This is a genomic window from Pseudomaricurvus hydrocarbonicus (genome assembly GCF_011602365.1).
Classification (GTDB): Bacteria; Pseudomonadota; Gammaproteobacteria; order Pseudomonadales; family Cellvibrionaceae; genus Pseudomaricurvus; species Pseudomaricurvus hydrocarbonicus.
In genome coordinates this window covers 465,922-484,198 of sequence record NZ_JAAONZ010000001.1, presented here as the reverse complement: position 1 = coordinate 484,198, position 18,277 = coordinate 465,922, and the positions used below count along the sequence as shown (strand labels likewise).

16 protein-coding genes are annotated in these 18,277 nt (G+C 54.1%); 4 read left to right on the top strand and 12 right to left on the bottom strand.

Going from position 1 to position 18,277, the window contains the following annotated elements; all coding sequences use genetic code 11:
* Positions 1 to 2: 2 nt before the first annotated feature.
* The 4 genes from mreD (at position 3) to G8770_RS01995 (ending at position 7,128) form a co-directional block, all read left to right on the top strand.
* Positions 3 to 485 carry a rod shape-determining protein MreD gene (gene mreD, locus G8770_RS02010; protein ID WP_167181209.1) on the top strand — a complete coding sequence of 161 codons (483 nt, stop codon included), beginning with the start codon at positions 3 to 5 and terminating at the stop codon, positions 483 to 485.
* Between the two features lie 293 nt (positions 486 to 778).
* Positions 779 to 1,393, top strand: coding sequence for a Maf family protein (locus G8770_RS02005; RefSeq protein ID WP_167181207.1), 615 nt, complete (start codon positions 779 to 781; stop codon positions 1,391 to 1,393).
* A gap of 11 nt (positions 1,394 to 1,404) precedes the next feature.
* The gene (gene rng / locus G8770_RS02000; RefSeq protein ID WP_167181206.1) at positions 1,405 to 2,898 is read left to right on the top strand and encodes a ribonuclease G; all 1,494 of its coding nucleotides are present in this window, start codon (positions 1,405 to 1,407) and stop codon (positions 2,896 to 2,898) included.
* Positions 2,899 to 2,901: 3 nt separating this feature from the next.
* Positions 2,902 to 7,128: a YhdP family phospholipid transporter gene (locus tag G8770_RS01995; RefSeq protein WP_167181204.1), complete on the top strand. Its 4,227-nt coding sequence runs from the start codon at positions 2,902 to 2,904 to the stop codon at positions 7,126 to 7,128.
* A gap of 87 nt (positions 7,129 to 7,215) precedes the next feature.
* On the opposite strand, the gene yjgA is transcribed toward G8770_RS01995, so the two are convergent.
* From yjgA to G8770_RS01935, 12 genes are all read right to left on the bottom strand, one after another.
* Positions 7,216 to 7,743, bottom strand: a complete 528-nt coding sequence (gene yjgA, locus G8770_RS01990) for a ribosome biogenesis factor YjgA (RefSeq protein WP_167181202.1) — start codon at positions 7,741 to 7,743, stop codon at positions 7,216 to 7,218.
* Between the two features lie 187 nt (positions 7,744 to 7,930).
* Positions 7,931 to 9,295: a magnesium transporter gene (mgtE, locus tag G8770_RS01985; RefSeq protein ID WP_167181391.1), complete on the bottom strand. Its 1,365-nt coding sequence runs from the start codon at positions 9,293 to 9,295 to the stop codon at positions 7,931 to 7,933.
* A gap of 199 nt (positions 9,296 to 9,494) precedes the next feature.
* Positions 9,495 to 9,764, bottom strand: coding sequence for an HPr family phosphocarrier protein (locus tag G8770_RS01980; protein WP_167181200.1), 270 nt, complete (start codon positions 9,762 to 9,764; stop codon positions 9,495 to 9,497).
* A gap of 195 nt (positions 9,765 to 9,959) precedes the next feature.
* Positions 9,960 to 10,844, bottom strand: coding sequence for an RNase adapter RapZ (gene rapZ, locus G8770_RS01975; RefSeq protein ID WP_167181198.1), 885 nt, complete (start codon positions 10,842 to 10,844; stop codon positions 9,960 to 9,962).
* 250 nt (positions 10,845 to 11,094) lie between these two features.
* Positions 11,095 to 11,556 carry a PTS IIA-like nitrogen regulatory protein PtsN gene (ptsN, locus tag G8770_RS01970; RefSeq protein WP_167181197.1) on the bottom strand — a complete coding sequence of 154 codons (462 nt, stop codon included), beginning with the start codon at positions 11,554 to 11,556 and terminating at the stop codon, positions 11,095 to 11,097.
* A 3-nt stretch (positions 11,557 to 11,559) separates the two neighbouring features.
* Complete coding sequence (hpf, locus tag G8770_RS01965; RefSeq protein WP_167181196.1) at positions 11,560 to 11,853, bottom strand: ribosome hibernation-promoting factor, HPF/YfiA family; 294 nt, start codon at positions 11,851 to 11,853, stop codon at positions 11,560 to 11,562.
* A 140-nt stretch (positions 11,854 to 11,993) separates the two neighbouring features.
* Complete coding sequence (locus tag G8770_RS01960; RefSeq protein WP_167181195.1) at positions 11,994 to 13,508, bottom strand: RNA polymerase factor sigma-54; 1,515 nt, start codon at positions 13,506 to 13,508, stop codon at positions 11,994 to 11,996.
* Positions 13,509 to 13,797: 289 nt separating this feature from the next.
* Entirely contained in the window at positions 13,798 to 14,523 is a 726-nt protein-coding gene (lptB, locus tag G8770_RS01955) for an LPS export ABC transporter ATP-binding protein (protein WP_167181194.1), read from the bottom strand.
* Positions 14,524 to 14,593: 70 nt separating this feature from the next.
* Positions 14,594 to 15,157: a lipopolysaccharide transport periplasmic protein LptA gene (lptA, locus tag G8770_RS01950; RefSeq protein ID WP_167181193.1), complete on the bottom strand. Its 564-nt coding sequence runs from the start codon at positions 15,155 to 15,157 to the stop codon at positions 14,594 to 14,596.
* Positions 15,147 to 15,695: an LPS export ABC transporter periplasmic protein LptC gene (gene lptC, locus G8770_RS01945; RefSeq protein ID WP_167181192.1), complete on the bottom strand. Its 549-nt coding sequence runs from the start codon at positions 15,693 to 15,695 to the stop codon at positions 15,147 to 15,149. The genes lptA and lptC overlap by 11 nt, the downstream gene beginning before the upstream one ends.
* Positions 15,696 to 15,939: 244 nt before the next feature.
* On the bottom strand, positions 15,940 to 16,923 hold the full coding sequence (locus G8770_RS01940; protein WP_167181191.1) for a KpsF/GutQ family sugar-phosphate isomerase: 984 nt from the start codon (positions 16,921 to 16,923) through the stop codon (positions 15,940 to 15,942).
* Positions 16,924 to 17,195: 272 nt separating this feature from the next.
* Complete coding sequence (locus G8770_RS01935) at positions 17,196 to 18,176, bottom strand: calcium/sodium antiporter (protein ID WP_167181190.1); 981 nt, start codon at positions 18,174 to 18,176, stop codon at positions 17,196 to 17,198.
* Positions 18,177 to 18,277 lie beyond the last annotated feature (101 nt).

Sequence of the window (18,277 nt, the reverse complement as noted above, 5' to 3'; positions counted from 1 at the left end):
CTATGGTCACAGCCCATAATCGCCATGTGATATTTCTAACGTATTTGGTCGCCTTACTGTTGATGGTGATACCGATCGGTTGGGAGAACAACTGGTTGAGGCCGGAATTTGTCCCTATGCTGGTGATCTATTGGGTGATGGTCCTGCCGCAGCAAAGCAGCCTGTTACTGCTGTGGTTGCTGGGGTGTTTCCAGGACTTGTTGGAAGGCGCGATGTTGGGGCAGCATGCGATGGCTCTGATGATAGTGGCCTACGTGTGTTTGCTGTCCTATCAGCGTATCCGCAATTACACCTTGTGGCATCAAACCTTTTTTGTCTTTGTGCTGGTGGGCTTGAATCAGCTGGTGGATAACTGGGTGCACAGTTTACAAGGTAGTGCGGCCCCGACACTGGTGTTCTTGTTGCCGGCGTTAACCAGCGCGCTGATCTGGCCTGTGGTTTGGACCCTGCTTGAGTTTCTGCGCATGCGTTATCGAATCAGTTGATGGCGGTGGCTCGATTCAGGCGATGCATTAAACTCAAGGCCGCTTATTCTCTGGCACATATTGGCCTAAACTAGGGTCAGCGCTGGCCGCTATTGGATCGGGGCTGCACACGCGCATGTGGTTGCCTCACTGAAGCTCCTATAATGGCCGGAGTGGAGCTTAAATCACTGGGCTGAAGTGTGTGCTTTCCTAATCAGGCTGACGCTGTTCAATACAGGGCAGAAGCTGTTTAATACAGGGCAGAAGCTCAAAATAATAACTGGCTGTACTACCAGGATGTAGCTAAGACCCCCATGGTTGATTTGTACCTTGCCTCTCAATCTCCCCGCCGCCGCGAATTACTGGCGCAAATTGGTGTCCAATACCAAGTGCTCGAGGTCAATGTGCCTGAGCGCCAGCAGAGTAACGAAAGCCCCCGGGAATATGTACAGCGTCTGGCTCAGGAGAAGTCGCAAGCGGGTTGGCGGTGTTTGACAGACGCGAATCGCAGAGCAGATGCGAAGATGGTGTGCCCCGTTCTGGGGGCCGACACCCTGATCGAATTTCAGGGAAGGGTGTTGGAAAAACCCGAGAATGAGGCCGATGAGGTGGCCATGCTGGGAGCATTGTCGGGCCAGACTCACCGGGTGTTATCCGCGGTGGCTCTGACCTCGGAAAGGGGGACCGCCGTTAAATTGTCGGTAACTGACGTTCGTTTTCGTCCGTTATCTGAGCAAGAGGTGCGGCGTTACTGGCGCACAGGGGAGCCCGCCGACAAAGCCGGGGGCTACGGCATACAGGGGCTGGGGGCAGTATTTGTTGAGCATTTATCCGGTAGTTATAGTGGTGTGGTGGGGTTACCACTCAACGAAACAAGAGAATTGTTAGAAGATTACGGCGTGGCCTATTGGATTGGGCAAGACGCATAAGGAACTGATTCATGAGTGAAGAGTTGTTGGTCAACGCCTCTCCGACCGAGACCCGTACGGCCTTGGTGGAAAATGGCATGCTGCAGGAAGTGTACATTGAGCGTACCCAGCGCAAGGGTTATGTCGGCAATATTTTCAAAGGTAAGGTAGTGCGTGTTCTGCCCGGTATGCAGGCCGCGTTTGTGGACATCGGATTGGACCGGGCGGGATTTATTCATGCCGCGGATATTGCACCGTTGGGTGAAGATGGCATGGAAGATCGAAATGCCGACGTAGAAGACATTCGCAACATCGTTCGCGAAGGCCAGGCGTTGGTCGTCCAGGTGTTAAAAGATCCGATCGGTACCAAAGGGGCCCGTTTAACCACCCACCTGTCAGTGTCCGGGCGCTATTTGGTGTACATGCCCCAGACGCGGCACATCGGCATTTCAACCCGTATCGAAGATGAAGACGAGCGCGCGCGGCTCAAAGCTTTGGTGGAAGATACTGTTAAGAGCTGGGCCGAGCAGCCTTTGGGGGCCGCAGCGGATGGTGGATTCATTATTCGCACCGTCGCCGAAGGGGTGCAGGGCGACGAGTTGTGTGCAGACATTCCCTTTCTCTACCGGCTTTGGCAGGAGCTGGAAGAGAAAATCAAAACCGTTCCGGTGAAATCTGTCATCCATGAAGACTTACCCTTATTCATGCGGACTCTGCGAGATTTGGTCAAGCCGCGTATCGAAAAAGTCCGGGTGGATTCGCGGGAAGTGCATGCCCAGATGGTGGGTTTTGCTGAAAAATACGCACCGGAAATCGCTCGACGTATTGAACATTACCCGGGTGAGCGCCCACTGTTTGAATTGTACGGGGTAGAAGAAGAAATCCAGAAAGCCCTGGAAACCAAAGTGCAATTAAAGTCGGGTGGCTATTTGATCATCGAGCAAACGGAAGCGATGACCACCGTCGATGTAAATACCGGCGCCTTTGTCGGGCATCGCAATCTGGAAGAAACGATTTTTAAAACCAATCTCGAAGCCGCCACTGCGATTGCCCGGCAATTAAGACTGCGCAATCTGGGGGGGATTATCATTCTCGATTTTATCGACATGAAAGATACCGAGCATCAACGACAGGTATTGCGCACACTGGAAAAAATGATGGAGCGGGATCATGCCAAAACCTCCATTACCGGCGTTTCCGAGTTAGGGTTGGTCGAGATGACCCGCAAGCGGACTCGGGAGTCCCTGGGGCAAATGATTTGTGAGCCGTGTCCGGTGTGCAAGGGTCGGGGTACTTTAAAATCTGCGGAGACTATCTGTTATGAAATCTTTCGTGAAATTCTGCGTGAAGCCCGGGCCTATAACAATGAGAAGTTTTTGGTCCTCGCGTCTCAGGTGGTCATTGAGCGCTTACTGGATGAGGAGTCTTCCAACGTCGCGGACCTTGAAGAATTTATCAGCTGTACCATTCAGTTTCAGGTAGAGAGCATATACAGCCAAGAGCAATACGACATAATTTTGGTGTAGCCCATGGAAAAAGGATGGGCCCGAAGGAGTCTGGGCAAGTGCGGTGGCGTTTTGGCGTTACTGCTAATTTTAATCGCGCTGTTTGTCCAGTTGGGAAGGCAGTTGACTCCGCTCGTCTCGGAAAATCATGTTTGGCTGGAAAATTACCTGTCAAAGCAGCTGCAGGCGCAGGTCAGCGTTGACACCCTCGATGCCAGCTGGCGCGGGTTCCGACCCGAAATTTCTTTTTCAGAATTAACCGTTGTCAATGCCGATGGTGAGACGGCCTTAAGCATCGGGCGGGGGGTTGCCCAGGTCGGCCTGTTGCAGTCCCTGTGGGACTGGAGCTTGCGCTTTTGGCGTATCGAAGCGGATCGTGCGAAAGCGGTTTTGACCCAAACCCCCGACGGGCTTTGGGAATTGAGTGGCGTGACACTCCCCGCGGCCAAAGAACGTTCCGACCCGCTGTTCAGCCTCTTGGATGGCTTGGCCATTGCCCGGTTTGTTCGTTTTAATGAGGTCGGTGCAGAGTTTCATTTTATCAGTGGCCGCCGGCAGCAACTGGGTTTTACGCAAATGCTGCTGGAAAACGACAGTGGTTTCCAGCGTTTGACCGCTGATCTGGATTTGTCCGAGCAAGACGATGCCGTAAAGCTGGCCTATGAAATTAATGCGGCTGACAGGCAACAGGGGCCGCAGGGACGCGGTTACTTAAAACTGACCCATTACCCCATCGCCAGCGCAGCGGCTTTCATTTCAGAGGATTGGCTTACCTATCCGGGCATTGAGGATGGTTTAATCAATGCTGAGTTCTGGTTACAGACTGCAGTGGACTCCCGCTTGTCCGCCGAGGGGATGATCGAGTTCACCCGGCCGGCGGACGCTGATAACAGCCGCGCTGTAAAACCGGGGCTTGAGAAAACGGTCAGTCGCGCCGTTAACCCCCTCCCACTAAGGGCGATAACCCAGTTTACCGCCGAGTGGCGAGATCGGCAGGACTGGAGTTTGTCACTGCAGGACTTTCAGACCTTTTGGCCCAAGCAGGCCTCCCTGCCTCTCGATGTCAGCATCAACCGCCCCCCAAATGCCAACGCCTGGTCGCTACAGGTTCCTTCACTGGATGCCGGTGAGTGGTTGCAAAAGGTGGTCGAGGTGCCTGAGGTTCCAGACAAGGTGAAGGCGATAGTGTCTGATCTGGGAGCGGTCGGGCGATTGAAAAACATCCATGTGGTGATTCCTGAAGCGCAACCTCTGGATTTCGTTCTGAAGGCCAATCTTGAGAATATGTCGGTTAACGCCTGGAAGGCCTCTCCTCAGATAACCGGGGTGTATGGCTACCTCGAAGCCTCGGCATACAGTGGCTTTGTTGAGCTCGATAGTCAGCAGGAGTTGTTGCTGGGCTTCCCTCAGCTGTTTGACGCGCCATTTGAATTTAAGCAGGGGCAGGGTGTGGTGGGCTGGACCGTGCGTCCAGATGAAAATTCAGTTCAGGTCTACAGCGGCCGGCTCAGTTTAAACGGCGAGCTGGGTGAGGCGAACGGGTATTTTTACCTGGATGCGCCATTTGCTCGAAACAGCCGCCCTTTGGAGTTGGCCTTGCACATTGGTGTGCAAAACGCCAAAGCCGCTGACCACAAGAAACTGGTGCCTGGGGTGCTTCCGGATACTTTGCTGAAGTGGCTGGATCAAGCCATCGTTGAGGGGCGTGTGCCTGCGGGCGGTTTCGTGCTGCATGGGTATTTTGGTCACGAGGCTTCCAGGGCTCGGTCGATTCAGCTGGCGTTGGACGTGAACCATGGCGAGCTGAATTATGACCCTCGTTGGCCGCCGTTAAAGAATCTGTCCGGTTATTTGGAAGTCGACACTGACCTGGTGCAGGGCTGGCTGGACGAAGGGGCATTTTTACAAACCCGATTGCAGCCCACCTACCTGGAAGTGGGGCCCGGCTCGACGGGAAAAGGGCTGTTGTTGCAACTCAATGGTGAGGTCTCCGGTGATGCACAATCCGGGCTGGATGTGCTTACGCAAACGCCGCTGCATGAGGTGATCGGGGGCGGTCTGGACAGCTGGCAAATGACCGGAAAGCTGGGGGCAAAAGTTCAACTGCAAATTCCTTTGAGTGCAGATCAAGCCGGCGGTCGGCAGCAGGTGGATGTAACTCTGCGACAATCCACTCTGATGATGACAGACCTGAATTTGGCGTTTACCGACGTGAATGGAGCCCTTCAGTATCGCAATGATGAAGGCCTCAGCAGCAACCGGCTGACCGCGAATCTGTGGCAGCAGCCCCTGGATCTGGCTATCGACTCTTTTCGCAAGCAGCCGCAGTCGGGCTGGGAGACTGGTGTTCACTTTAAAGGGCCTTTGGATGTTAGCCAGCTGGCACTTTGGACCAGGCGCCCGGAAGCGTTGTTTGTGGAAGGTATTGTGCCGGTGACGGGCACCGTGTCCGTGGCCGGGGGAGACACTCCGGTCAGAGTTCGGGCGCAAAGCAGTCTTGAAGGTGCGCTTATCGACCTGCCGCCACCTTATGGCAAGGCCGCTGGTGATATTCGCTCGCTCACCGTAGATGTTCCGGTCGGCAGGTCGCAAACAGAGTACCGGTTGACATACGATGATCTGGTGTCCGTGCGACTGCGTACCGTCGGCAAGAAGAGCAGTGGCAGTGCGTCGATTCAAGGGGTGGTGGCACTGGGGCAGTTACCCAGTCAGCGCAGGGATCCGGGCATCTGGCTGGAAGGTGTGGCCGATGAGGTTGATGGCAAGCGGTGGTGGCAGGTGATCGAACGCTACCAGGCTTTGAGCGATTCGTTAACGGCGCGTATCGCGGCGCAGGATGAGAAAGCGGCGGCATTGGTTGAAGCCGCGAGTCCCGCTCCGGTTGAGCCTGCCCCGCCAGCAGCAGAGGTCAAAAGTGAACCTTCCGTGTTGACTGCGCCCGCGTTGAACTTTGATGTGTTAGTCAAAAAATTCATCGTGGGCTCCAGCGAGTTTCAAACCATAAAAGTGGGTGGGGGGCAGCGGCAAAATGGCTGGCGAGTTGATATCCATGATGAGCTGGTTAGCGGCAATGTATTTATATCTGGCGACGGCAGTCCATTAAACGTGAATCTGAAATATGTGCGTTGGCCTGAGGCAAAAGACAGCGATACCGAGGTGGACTGGAGTGAAAAGCTGGAGGGATTTCGGCCGCAGGATATGATCGATATGGATCTGACCGTGGCGGAGTTAAGTCTCGGAACACGCCACTTTGGCCGTTGGTCGCTGAAGTCACGGGCTACCGATGCTGGCTTGCTGCTCACGGAGATCTTGGGGCAGAGTGGTGATTTTAAGCTCTTTGGTTTGCCCGAAGAGAGTTTGTCTGCGGACAAGCTGCGGGGGATTTCGGCTTTCGGTCCAGAAGGGGCAAGCATGCTCTGGTTGAAAAATGACCGCAGAGAGGGCACTCGCTTTTATGGCAGGGTCACCGGGAAAAACATGGACGACGCTGCCGAGCAATGGGGTTTGCCCAAAATGTTAAACAGTGAGGCGGTTAAGCTTGATGCCGCGGTGCGCTGGAGGGGGTCTCCTCTCGATTTTTCCGCAGATAAGTTGAGGGGCACTTTGAAGGTGGACATTGAGAATGGACACTTCTACCGCAGCACCGGCCAGACCAGCGACGCTTTTTTGCGACTGGTGGGTTTGTTTAACTTTGACAGTTGGATTCGCCGTCTACAGTTGGATTTTTCAGATGTGTTTCAGGGTGGAACGCCGTTCGAGCAAGTGCAGGGGACCTTGAAATTTGATCACAACATGATTTATTTGAGTGACCCCTTCGAAGTATCAAACACCTCATCAGTGCTGAAAATGGGCGGTGAAATCAATATTGAGGATGAGACCCTCGATACGTCGCTGGTGGCGACTTTGCCTGTGGGCGGGAATGCCACTCTGATTGCGGCTTTTGCCGCTGGCTTGCCCGCAGCCGCAGGGGGCTATGCCATCAGCAAAATTTTTAAAAAACAGATGGAGCGGGTCGCCAGTGTCAGTTACAGCATACAAGGCCCCTGGGCAGACCCCAAAGTAGAGTTTGACAAGCTGTTTGATAATAAAGCGGCTGACAAGGCAGCGAGTGACAGCCGTCAAGCTGAAGAGGCACGTCGAAGTGAAGACAGAGCCAGGCGTAAAGCGGCGCGAGAAGACGCAGCGGCGAAAAAGCAGGCTGAAGACGCCGCTCTCAATGAGGCAGCGCAAGAGCCGGAGACGCCACCTTAACGCCCGTCAGTTTGCGCCCTGCCGACTCGATCCTTTGTATACCTCGGTCGTAATATGGATCTGACCGGTCAGCTCAGGGCAAACAGCTCAGGCTTCTTCAATCACTTCGCGCAGGTACCGAAATAACTTGCGGGCAGCGGCCGGCGGTTTTTGCTGGCTGATTTCTTTTTGGGTGTTGCGAATCAATTGCCGCAGGTGCTGTACGTCAGCGAGGGGAAACTCGGCGATAAACGCCTGCAGTGCGCTATTGCCATCTTCCAATAGCTGGTCGCGCCACTGTTCAGTTTTGTGCTGTACCTTGATGTGTTCCTGCCCGATGGCCATGGTTTTTTGATAGGCGTCGCGGATTTCGTCAATGTTTTCCGCCTTGCGCATCAATTTACCGACAAACTGCAACTGGCGTCGGCGACCTTCCCGATGTTTCATGCCACGAGCCTGGTGGATGGCGTCGGCCAGTTCGCCTTCCAATGGGATGCGGGCGATGTGTTTGTCACTCAGTTCGACGATGCTGGCTCCCAGCTCCTGCAGAGCGGCCATTTCTTTTTTGACATCAGTTTTTGAGCGAATGAATTCGTCATCGTCATCGCGGCTCGGGAAATCGTCAAAATCAGACATGCTTGGGTATCCAGTGTAAAGGGTCAATGGGCGGGCGAGGGCGGATTATATGCCTATGCGGCAGCGGTGTAAAAACACCCGGCCAAATTGCGGCTGGCCGGGCCTTGAGCGGGTGTCATTTCTGCCGGGCTTAGGGGCAAGCCCCAGTGGTTTAGGGGGTACCCCAGCTTTCAGTGTCAAGCAAGGCTTAAGCGTAAAAATAGGTGGCCAGCCCCAGAAAGGCAAAGAAGCCAACCACATCGGTGATGGTGGTTAAAGCCACGCTGCCGGCCAGGGCGGGATCAATTTTTATGCTGCGCAGGGTAATCGGCAGCAGTGCACCGGCGACAGAAGCCGTTAACAGGTTGATCACCATGGCGGCGGCGATAATAAAAGAGATGATTGGGTCCTCGAACCACCACCCCGCCACCAGAGCCATGGTCAGGGCCCACAGCATGCCGTTAATGAGGCCCACAAAGAACTCTCTTGAGACCAGCCAGTTAATGTTACTGCGCCCGATTTGCCCCAGCGCCATGCCGCGAATCACCACGGTTAACGTCTGGCTGCCAGCCACACCACCCATGCTGGCGACGATGGGCATGAGTACCGCGAGCGCAACGACCTTATCAATGGTGCCCTGAAAGATATTAATAACGGAAGAGGCCAATATGGCGGTGAGCAGGTTGATGCCCAGCCAGATGGCTCGTCTTGGCGCGGTACGGTGAATGGGGGCAAACGTATCTTCTTCTTCATCCAGACCGGCCATGCTCATCAGGGAATGGTCAGCGTCTTCCCGGATAACGTCCACCACGTCATCAATGGTGATCCGACCCACGACAATGCCGTCATCATCCACGACGGGTGCGGAAATCCAGTCGTGACGTTCAAACAGACTGGCCACTTCGGTGTCGCGCATGGTGGCGGGAATGGCTTCAAGGCCGGTGCTCATTACCTCCCGCACAGTACTGTTCGGCGAGGAGGTCAGCAATTTGGACAGTGGCAACAGCCCAACGTATTCGCCTTTACCGCTGACAACAATCAGGCTGTCGGTGGAGCCCGGCAGTTCATCGTGGCGTCTGAGGTACCGGAACACAACGTCAAGTGTGACGCGGGGGCGAACGGTGATGGTGTCTGTGTCCATCAAACCACCGGCGGTGTCCTCATCATAGGACAGGACTTGTTCGACTCGCTGGCGGTCCTGGGCATCCATCGCTGCCAGAACTTCCTGAATGACCGCATCCGGTAAGCGCTGAAGCACGTCCGCCAGGTCATCCGTGTCCATGCCTTCAGTGATTTCCACCACTTTCTCTGTATTCATGCCGCGCAAAAACTGCAACTGAACGTCTTCAGAAAGTTCTTGCAGGACTTCGCCTTCAAGTTCTGGATCAATCAGGGTCCAGAGAATTCGGCGTGAAGGCGGGGGAGAAGATTCCAGCAGGTGAGCAATTTCTACCGGTTGTAAGCCATTCAGCAGGCGACGGACTTGCTGAAAAGTACCAGAGTCTAAAGCCTCATTAATTTCACCGAGCTGTGCCTGAGTCAGAGCAATCAGTTCTTCGGTGGCTGGAGGCATAGACATTCACTCATCGTGGAATTGGGGATGCGTGTATTCTAAAGGGGCTTGAGGCCAGATACTAGGGGGGCAGATGCGGCTGATAAAATTTTGGCAAGTGTCATGGTTTGTTCTTGTTGCTGCCGGTTGCCATGCTTCGACGCGTGGGTGGGCGTCTCCGTCGCGGACTCTTGTAACGGCGAGTCGTGCTTAACAGCGTTTATTCCTCTTCATCAAAGCGGTTGTTGATCAGTTCAACAATTGCGTTCAAGGCTTCCTGTTGATCGGGGCCTTCCGCTTGTAAACTAATTTCCGTTCCCTGATTGGCGGCCAGTAGCATGAGTGACATAACGCTTTTGGCATCGACTTTCTTGCCGTTAAGGCCCACCTGAATTTGACTGGAATAGCGCGCAGCCGTGCTGGCAAATAAAGCGGCGGCTCGGGCGTGGAGCCCTAACTTGTTGACGATGGTGACAGTCTGGGTCAGCATAAAAGGTCTCAATAACTTTTGCTTCTTGTTGTTAATGACTTCAGTTCTGTATCGATAATGGCATCTGCTAGTGTGCCGTTATCTGTAAAGGCGCTTGTTGTATCTTTTCTGGTTGACTGCGCTGCCTGCCTGCCGCTGTTGGATGGTTGTGGCCTGGCTGTTGTCCCAAAATTGTTGTCGCCTTCGTGTTGCGTTTTAGGGATTGGGGTTGGCGGAATGCTTTTGCAGCTGATCCAGTTCCCGGTGTCTTAACTGTGTATTGGGGAACTCACTTTTAAAGCTGTGAAAGAGTCTTTCGCATAAATAGACCGAGCGATGATGGCCACCGGTACAGCCAATCGCCACGGTGAAATAGCTGCGGTTACTGTCACTGAATCGAGGCAGCCAGCGGCGCAGATAGTGGCTGATGTCGGCATACATATCCTGGACATCCTGTTGCTCTTCCAGGAACTCAATCACCGGTTGTTCCTGTCCACTAAGACTGCGCAAATTGGGTTTCCAATAGGGGTTGGGCAGACAGCGGACATCAAAAACCAGGTCCACATCGACGGGGATACCACGCTTGAACCCGAAGGACTGAAACAGCAGGGCCATGCCGGGTCCGGCGTTACCGACTACGCGTTGCTTAATCAGGTCGCGCAGCTGGTGTAGCGTCAGGCTGCTGGTGTCGATGGCAAGATCCGCGGCATTGGCAATGGGCTCAAGATATGTTCGCTCCAGGGCAATGGCTTCTTTTAAATCGGTGGCAGCACTGCTGAGAGGGTGTTTGCGTCGTGTTTCGCTGAATCTCTGGATGAGGATGGGGCTGCGGGCATCGAGAAATAAGATTTCACATATCAGACCCGGAATTTTTGCCTGGGAAAGCAGCTCCGGAAACTTTTGCAGATCTTGCCAGGTGTTGCGCGCATCAATGCTGACGGCAAAAGACTGATTTTGGGGGTGTTGGGTGAGTTGCTGTACCAATGCTGGCAGTAGTGAGGCGGGCAGGTTATCAATACAGGTAAACCCCACATCCTCAAGCACGTGGAGCGCTGTACTTTTTCCAGATCCAGAGCGACCGCTGATTACCACTAAACGCATTGAGCATCTTCCTCGAGACTTGTTTGACATGCACTCTGGGCCCTGCCCAGGCTTGCTTACCTTAAAGGTACCTTACTTTGGGTTGGTTACACAATGATGGCGCCTTCGTCAGCGCGCCGGACATGACACGAACATGCGCCTGGCCTGCCCAATGTTTAACCGCGCTCCAGGCCTGGAATGATCAAAGATTGGCCAAGCTTGTGGCTTTTCAGCCAAACGCTGGGGTGACGTGCCCGGTATGGCACGGGTGTTACTGAGTGACGGCCTGGCTAATGGCTGCCTGAAACAGGCTTTCAGAGTCCTTGGCGGAGCGCAGGCTTTGCAGGTAGCCGGGTTGGCTTAGCTGCTCGGCGATGGTGGCCAGAGTTTGCAGGTGCTCGTCATGAGCTTCTTCAGGAACAATGAGTGCAAACAGCAAATCGACGGGTTTCGAATCTATAGCCTCGTAATCGATGGGGGTTTGCAGCTGGATCAGGGCACCTACGGTAGTGGCGCAATTGTTGATCCGGCAATGAGGAATGGCAATGCCACCTCCCAGCCCGGTTGAGCCAAGTCGTTCCCTTGCGGTCAGGTTAAGAAAGATTTCATCAGCACTCAGGGTCGGCTGATCTTCCGCAATTAACTCGGAAAGAATTTGCAGGGCGCGCTTTTTACTGCTGGCCTCAACACCGCAGCGTGTGCGGTGTTGGGACAGAAAGGATTGAACTTCCATAAATTAACGGTGGTGATTTCGCATTTTTTCTTTGTATTTAATGAGCTGACGGTCCAGCTTATCGGTGAGGAGGTCGATAGCTGCGTAAAGATCTTCTGATTCGCAATCTGCAAAAAAATCTTTGCCGCTCACATGAATGGAGGCTTCTGCCTTTTGGCGTAGTTTATCAACAGATAGTATTACGTTGGTACTGGTAATTCGGTCGTGATGCCTTTCAAGGCGATCTAATTTGGAATTTACGTAGTTTTTGATGGCAGGGGTCAGTTCAATATGATGTCCACTAATGTTGATTTGCATGCGTTGCTCCTCATTTCGTGAATCGCGTGCCGTGAATAATAGGCACCAGTTGGCACTGGTGCCGGTTGAAGCCCTGCTTTTACTGGTGCGGGCTTCTCACCGATATCCAGAAGCGCTGCGGGTCCTGCCCTGCAGAAGGCTCAGACCAAACGCTTGCGCTCATTGGATGCAGGTATTCCTAGTGACTCTCGGTATTTGGCGATGGTGCGTCTGGCCACCACAATACCCTGGTCTGCCAAAAGGGTAGTAATTTTGCTGTCACTCAGGGGTTTTTGCTGACTTTCCGCCGCCACCAGCTTCTTGATGATTGCCCGGATGGCGGTAGACGAGCACTCGCCCCCGGAATCGGTGCTGACGTGGCTGGAGAAGAAGTATTTCAGCTCAAAAATGCCCTGGGGGGTGTGCATGTATTTCTGTGTGGTAACCCGGGAAATGGTGGATTCGTGCATCCCAACAATTTCGGCGACATCGTGGAGGACCAGAGGTTTCATGGCCTCGGCGCCATAATCCAGGAAGCCTCTCTGCTTTTCGACAATGCAGGTCGCCACTTTCAGCAGCGTTTCATTGCGGCTTTGCAGGCTTTTGATAAACCATCGGGCCTCTTGCAGATTGTCGCGTAAAAAGGAGTTGTCCGTACTGCTGTCGGCTCTTTTGACCATTGACGCATAGGTATCATTGATACGCAGTTTGGGTGCGATGTCAGGGTTCAGATTCACAGTCCAGCGATCGTCCTGTTTGGTCACAAAAACGTCTGGAATCACGTACTCGGTTTCGCCGGTGCAGACAGAGTCTCCAGGGCGCGGGTTGAGGGTTTGAATCAAGACGATGGCGTCACGCAGCTGGAACTCTTTTAACTTGGTTTTCCGCATCAGCTGCTTGTAATCACGGCTGCCCAACAGGGGCAAGTGATCTTTTACTATGAGTTTAGCATCATCCAGCCAAGGTGTTTCTTTGGGAAGCTGATTTAATTGAATCAGCAGGCACTCGCTCAGGTTTTGACTGGCCACACCGGGCGGATCAAATTGTTGCAGGCGGTGAAGAACGGCCAGCACTTCGTCCAGTTCCAGTTCATCCAGCTCCTTGCTGAGGCTTTCGTGTATCTCCTCGGCAGTTTGGCTGAGCATGCCAGAGTCTTCAATGGCATCAAGGATGGACAGGGCAATGATCTCGTCTCTTTCCGACATGGGCGTCAGATTGAGCTGCCACATCAGGTGTTGATGCAGGGATTCATCACTGGTGCCGCGGCTGTCGTAATCGCTGTCTTCGTTATCCGGGGCAGACAGCCCGGTGCCTGTTGGGCCGGATTGGTACACGTCATCCCAACTGGTGTCGACCGGCAGGTCTTCCGGAATAGACTCGTTCCAGTCGCCGTCAGCGCCCTCTGCGCTGCTCTCACTATTGGCGGTCGCGGATGGCTCGCGCTCGTTGTCTTTGCTGTTGGCAGGCTGTTCTTGAGGCGTGTTGATGCTTTCAGAGGGGTTGTCGGCATGAAGGCTGTCATCCTCGGAGGCTTCCAGCATAGGGTTGGAGTCCAGGGCCTCCTGGATTTCAGCTTGCAGGTCGAGCGTGGACAATTGCAGCAGGCGGATGGCCTGCTGCAATTGAGGGGTCATGGTAAGTTGTTGACCCAGTTTCAGTTGTAACGACTGTTTCATGTATGGCTACGGCTACTCGGTAAATCTACACCCTGTCGCGGCAGTCAGCATTACTTCCGGTCGATGTCACCGGTTGGAGAACGGTTCAGCTGATTAGCCTGTGCGGCAGAATCCTTCTGCATGTTCAGTGTTGAATATCAAACAGCGCCGTAAGTTCGCTCACTAGAGGGGCTGGGGCTGTTTTAACACAAGTGTAGCCAGAGTAACTGAGGACAACAACATTAACAAGCAAGAAATGTGCCTATTATTTGTCCGGGGAGGAGGGTGTAACTTGACGGGAGGGGCCACACTATAAGCTGAATTGGTGCCCGAGGTAAACCTCTCTGACCTGTTGATTGCTGAGCACGGTTGCGGGGCTGCCCTCGGCAATGATGTGCCCTTCGCTGACGATATACGCCTTTTCGCAGATGTCGAGGGTTTCGCGGACGTTGTGATCCGTGATCAGAACGCCGATGCCGCGCTCTTTAAGGTGGCCGATGATGTGCTTGATGTCATTGACCGAAATGGGGTCAACGCCGGCGAAGGGCTCATCTAACAAGATGAACTCCGGGTCGGTGGCCAGCGCCCGGGCGATTTCAACCCGGCGGCGCTCACCGCCAGACAGGGCCATGCCCAGGCTGTCTTTAATATGGGTAATGTGGAATTCCTTCAGCAGGCTTTCGAGCTTGTCTTGGCGCTGTTTGCGGTTGAGGTCTTTGCGGGTTTCGAGAATGCTGAGAATGTTGTCGGTCACGGTGAGTTTGCGAAACACGGAGGCTTCCTGCGGCAGATAGCCGATGCCGGCGCGTGCCCGCCCATGCATGGAGAGGTGTGTCAGATTCTTTTTATCAATGCTCACCTGGCCTTGATCCGCGTCCACCAATCCGGCAATCATGTAAAAACACGTGGTTTTACCCGCGCCATTAGGGCCGAGCAATCCAACAATTTGGCCGCTGCTCACCGTCAGGGAAACATCAATAACGACGCGACGACTTTTGTAGCTTTTGGCGAGGTGCTGGGCGCTTAGTGTGGGCATGGCGGGGGCAATGTTCCTTAAATTAAGCAATCAATGTTGTTGAATCAATATTGCGTTGCGGCTGAGCAGATCACTGGCTTGGGTTGCTACTGCTACTGCTGCTGTTGTTTTGGGGCTCGGCTTTCGCCTTTGGTGGAATCACCATGTGGATACGCTCGGGGGCGCTGCTGTTTGTGTTGCCCTCGGCCCGGACGACGGATTCTTTGGTGTCATAGTTAATCAGCTTGCCGGTTAGCATGGTGCCGTCGCCCTGGCGCAGTGAGGCATTGCCGGTCAGATGCAGTTTTTCGGTGTCGAGCAGGTATTCAATTTTATTTCCCCTGGCAATCACCAGCTGTTTGTCGGTAGCGGGTTTTTGCTGATACTCGGCTGGCGAGCCGGTGGCTATGATGCGGGTAATTTCATTGTTGATGGAATGAATGACCACTTTGTCCGCATGGATCTGGAGGGTGCCCTGATTCATTTCCACGGACCCGGTGTAAGTGGTAACTCCCAGTTTTTCATTGCGTTCGGCGCGATCAGAGCTGATGTAAATCGGTTGGCTCTTGTCGCTTGCGAGAGCGAAAAGAGCTGGGCTAAACCCTGCTAGAGTCAAGGCGAGAGTGGCAAAGGCGGCCAGTTTATTAAGGTTCATGTATGCCTCGAACTTTCGATAACAATTTTATGGTGTCAGTTTGCAGGTACGCTTTCATGCCGACGGCGTTGGTGGTGCTACCGGGGCTGCTGATGATAACAGGTTTGTTAGTCTCGGCGTATTGTTGCTCTGGTTTTACGACCAGGTAGGGGGTTGTGAGTTCCGAAACGAGGTTTTCGCTGTCGCTCTGCCAGAGGTGAACGTCCCCCTTCAGCTGAATGAGGTTGCCATTGTTTTTTGATTTTCCGGTGCGGGCGGTCATGTCCCACGGGGGTTTATCCACCGTGTAAAAAGTCAGTTTAGGTTCCTTTACTTCAACATAGTCCCTCTTGGTTGGGCGCCGGGGATTGACCTGAAAATATCGGGCTTCGGAGGCTTTGAAAACACTGTTGAGTTTGCCCTCATCGTCATAGCGGCGGCTGACGGTATTGATCAGAATGCTGGCCGGGTATTTGGTTGAGGTGGGGGCGTCATCCTGATTAAAAAAAGATTGCGGGGGGGATTCCCAGAGCAATAAAAACAGGAGTGTCAGAGTCACTATGACGGCTGGGGCGAACCAGTTTCGGATCATGATGGTGTTGCCTCGCAGTGAGCGCTAATCGATGGTCGGTTGTTGATCATGTCTTGGGCTGTAACTATCGAAACCTTGTGGTTGTTTTCAGCAGTCGGGTGTCATTTTCAGCGGCTGGTCGATGACAGGGCTCCTGGATGGCAGGGCTTAAGCGCGTAGCCAGTCATTACCCTGCGCCTTTTGCCTGGATCATGGGCCGCTGAACCCGCTTTTACATCACGCCTGCTCGTAAAATATCATGCATGTGGACAACGCCAACAGCGCGCTGTTCATCGTCAGCAACGACCAGGGCGGTAATTTGACGTTCTTCCATGATGCCCAGGGCTTCTGCGGCGAGCATATTGAGATGCACGGTTTTGGGGTTGGAGGACATGACATTGCTCATGATGGCTTTGCCGAGATCCGCCCCCTGATCGACACAACGGCGCAAATCACCGTCTGTGAAAACCCCGAGTAACTGGCCGCCTTCATCGACAACGGTTGTCATGCCAAAACCTTTCTCGGTCATTTCCACCAGGGCTTGACTGAGTAAGGTGTCGGGTTCCACGCGCGGCACTTCGCTATCCTTGTGCATGATGTCTTCAACCTTGAGTAGCAGCTTGCGCCCCAAAGCGCCGCCCGGGTGGGAAAAAGCAAAATCTTCCGCGGTAAAGCCGCGGGCTTCGAGCAGGGCGATGGCCAGGGCATCGCCCATGGCCAGCGTGACGGTCGTGCTGGTGGTCGGCGCCAGGTCCAGCGGGCAGGCCTCGCTTTCAATGCTGATGTCGAGGTTGACATTGGCGGCCTGAGCCAGAGGAGAGTCCGCTTTACCGGCCATGCCGATCAGTGGGATGCCCATGCGCTTCAGCATGGGGAGGAGAGCCACCACCTCGGACGAGGAGCCGGAATTCGATATGCCAATAACGACGTCGTCCCGGGTGATCATGCCCAGGTCGCCATGACTGGCTTCACCGGGGTGAACGAAAAAGGAGGGCGTGCCGGTGCTGGCCAGGGTGGCCGCAATTTTATTGCCAATGTGTCCGGATTTACCCATGCCTGTGACGATGGTGCGGCCTTTGCAGTTGAGGATTAACTCACAGGCGGCGACAAAGTCCTCATTAATACGGGGGCTGAGGTCCGCAACCGCTTTGGCTTCGATGTCTATTGTGCGTTTGCCAGCTTTGATGAGCTGGTCTTTGCTGGTTTGCTGGGTCATAAGTCAATCTACTGGTCAGATGCGGTAAAGCTTACTGTCTGCGGGTGGGCGAAACAACTGGCATTCAAGGCCTTTTCAGGTTCTTGGGGTGTTGGGCCAATGGTGCATTTCAGTAAGCGTTCTGGTGAATGTGGTCCAAACCATAGTGGATGAATAACCCTGAATTAAACATGAATGCGTAAAACAGGGTTTAGCACGGTTGGTTTGGTTGCCTGCGCGACGACAATCCGGCGCAGGGTGTATTCGGTCTGCAAACGCTGGCGGAGCAAATATTACGTAAACAACAGATAGTAATAGCCAATGTAGCTGGCGAGCAGCAGGCAGCCAATCCTCCGGCCCAGGCGCGCCACTCCGTGACTTTCCGGGTGGCGGTTGCGAATCAGGTAATCGACAACTATAGCCGCTGCCAGCAAAAGGGTGATGGCGGCCATCGCGGTAAAGTCGCGACTGAACACTTCCGCAGTCATGGTCGGTGGGTGGATGATGGCCGGCAACGACATGACGGTGAGTATATTAAAAATATTGGAGCCGATGATGTTGCCGAGGGCCATTTCGTGATGGCCCTTGATGGCGCTCACGACGGAGGCCGCCAACTCCGGCAGGCTGGTGCCAACGGCAATCACCGTTAGACCGATAATCAGCGGGCTGACGCCGAAGTCGATGGCCACGATTTGTGCGCCCCACACCAACATTTCTGAGCTGCCGATGAGGACGGCAAGTCCGACCACAAACCAGAAGCTCGCGATCAGGGTTTTCATGTCCGGAATCTCGTCACTAATATCGATTTCTTCCGGGTGGGATTTTTTGCTGCGCACCATGAAGTACAGCAGGGGGATCAGGCACGCCAGCAGCAGAATGCCCTCAATGGGCATCAGTGCGGCATCGTAAAGAACACCACCGGCTGCGGCCGTGACCAATAACAGAATGGGGATTTCCTGGGTGATCAAATGCTTTTGGATGGGCATAGGGGCAATCAGCGCGGTGATGGCGAGAACCAGGCCGATATTGGCGATGTTGGACCCCAGTGCGTTACCGATAGCCAGTTCTCCGCTCCCCTGCAGGGAGGCGCTGATTGAGACGATGATTTCGGGCGCGGAGGTTCCCAAAGACACAATAGTCAGGCCAATGATGAGGCGGCTAACGCCAAAGTTATTGGCAATGGCGGCGCTACCGGCAACGAAGCGGTCTGCGCTCCAGATTAAACCGACAAAGCCAGCGATAATTGCGAGCCAGGCTAGCCAAAGTTCCGTCATGGGGGTTCCTTTATCCGTCAATGTTGATCATTTATAGCGTGCAGGAATATAGGTGCAGCTCAAAGGGGGCAGATGGTATAGTGGCGTGCTGAGAATGTCAG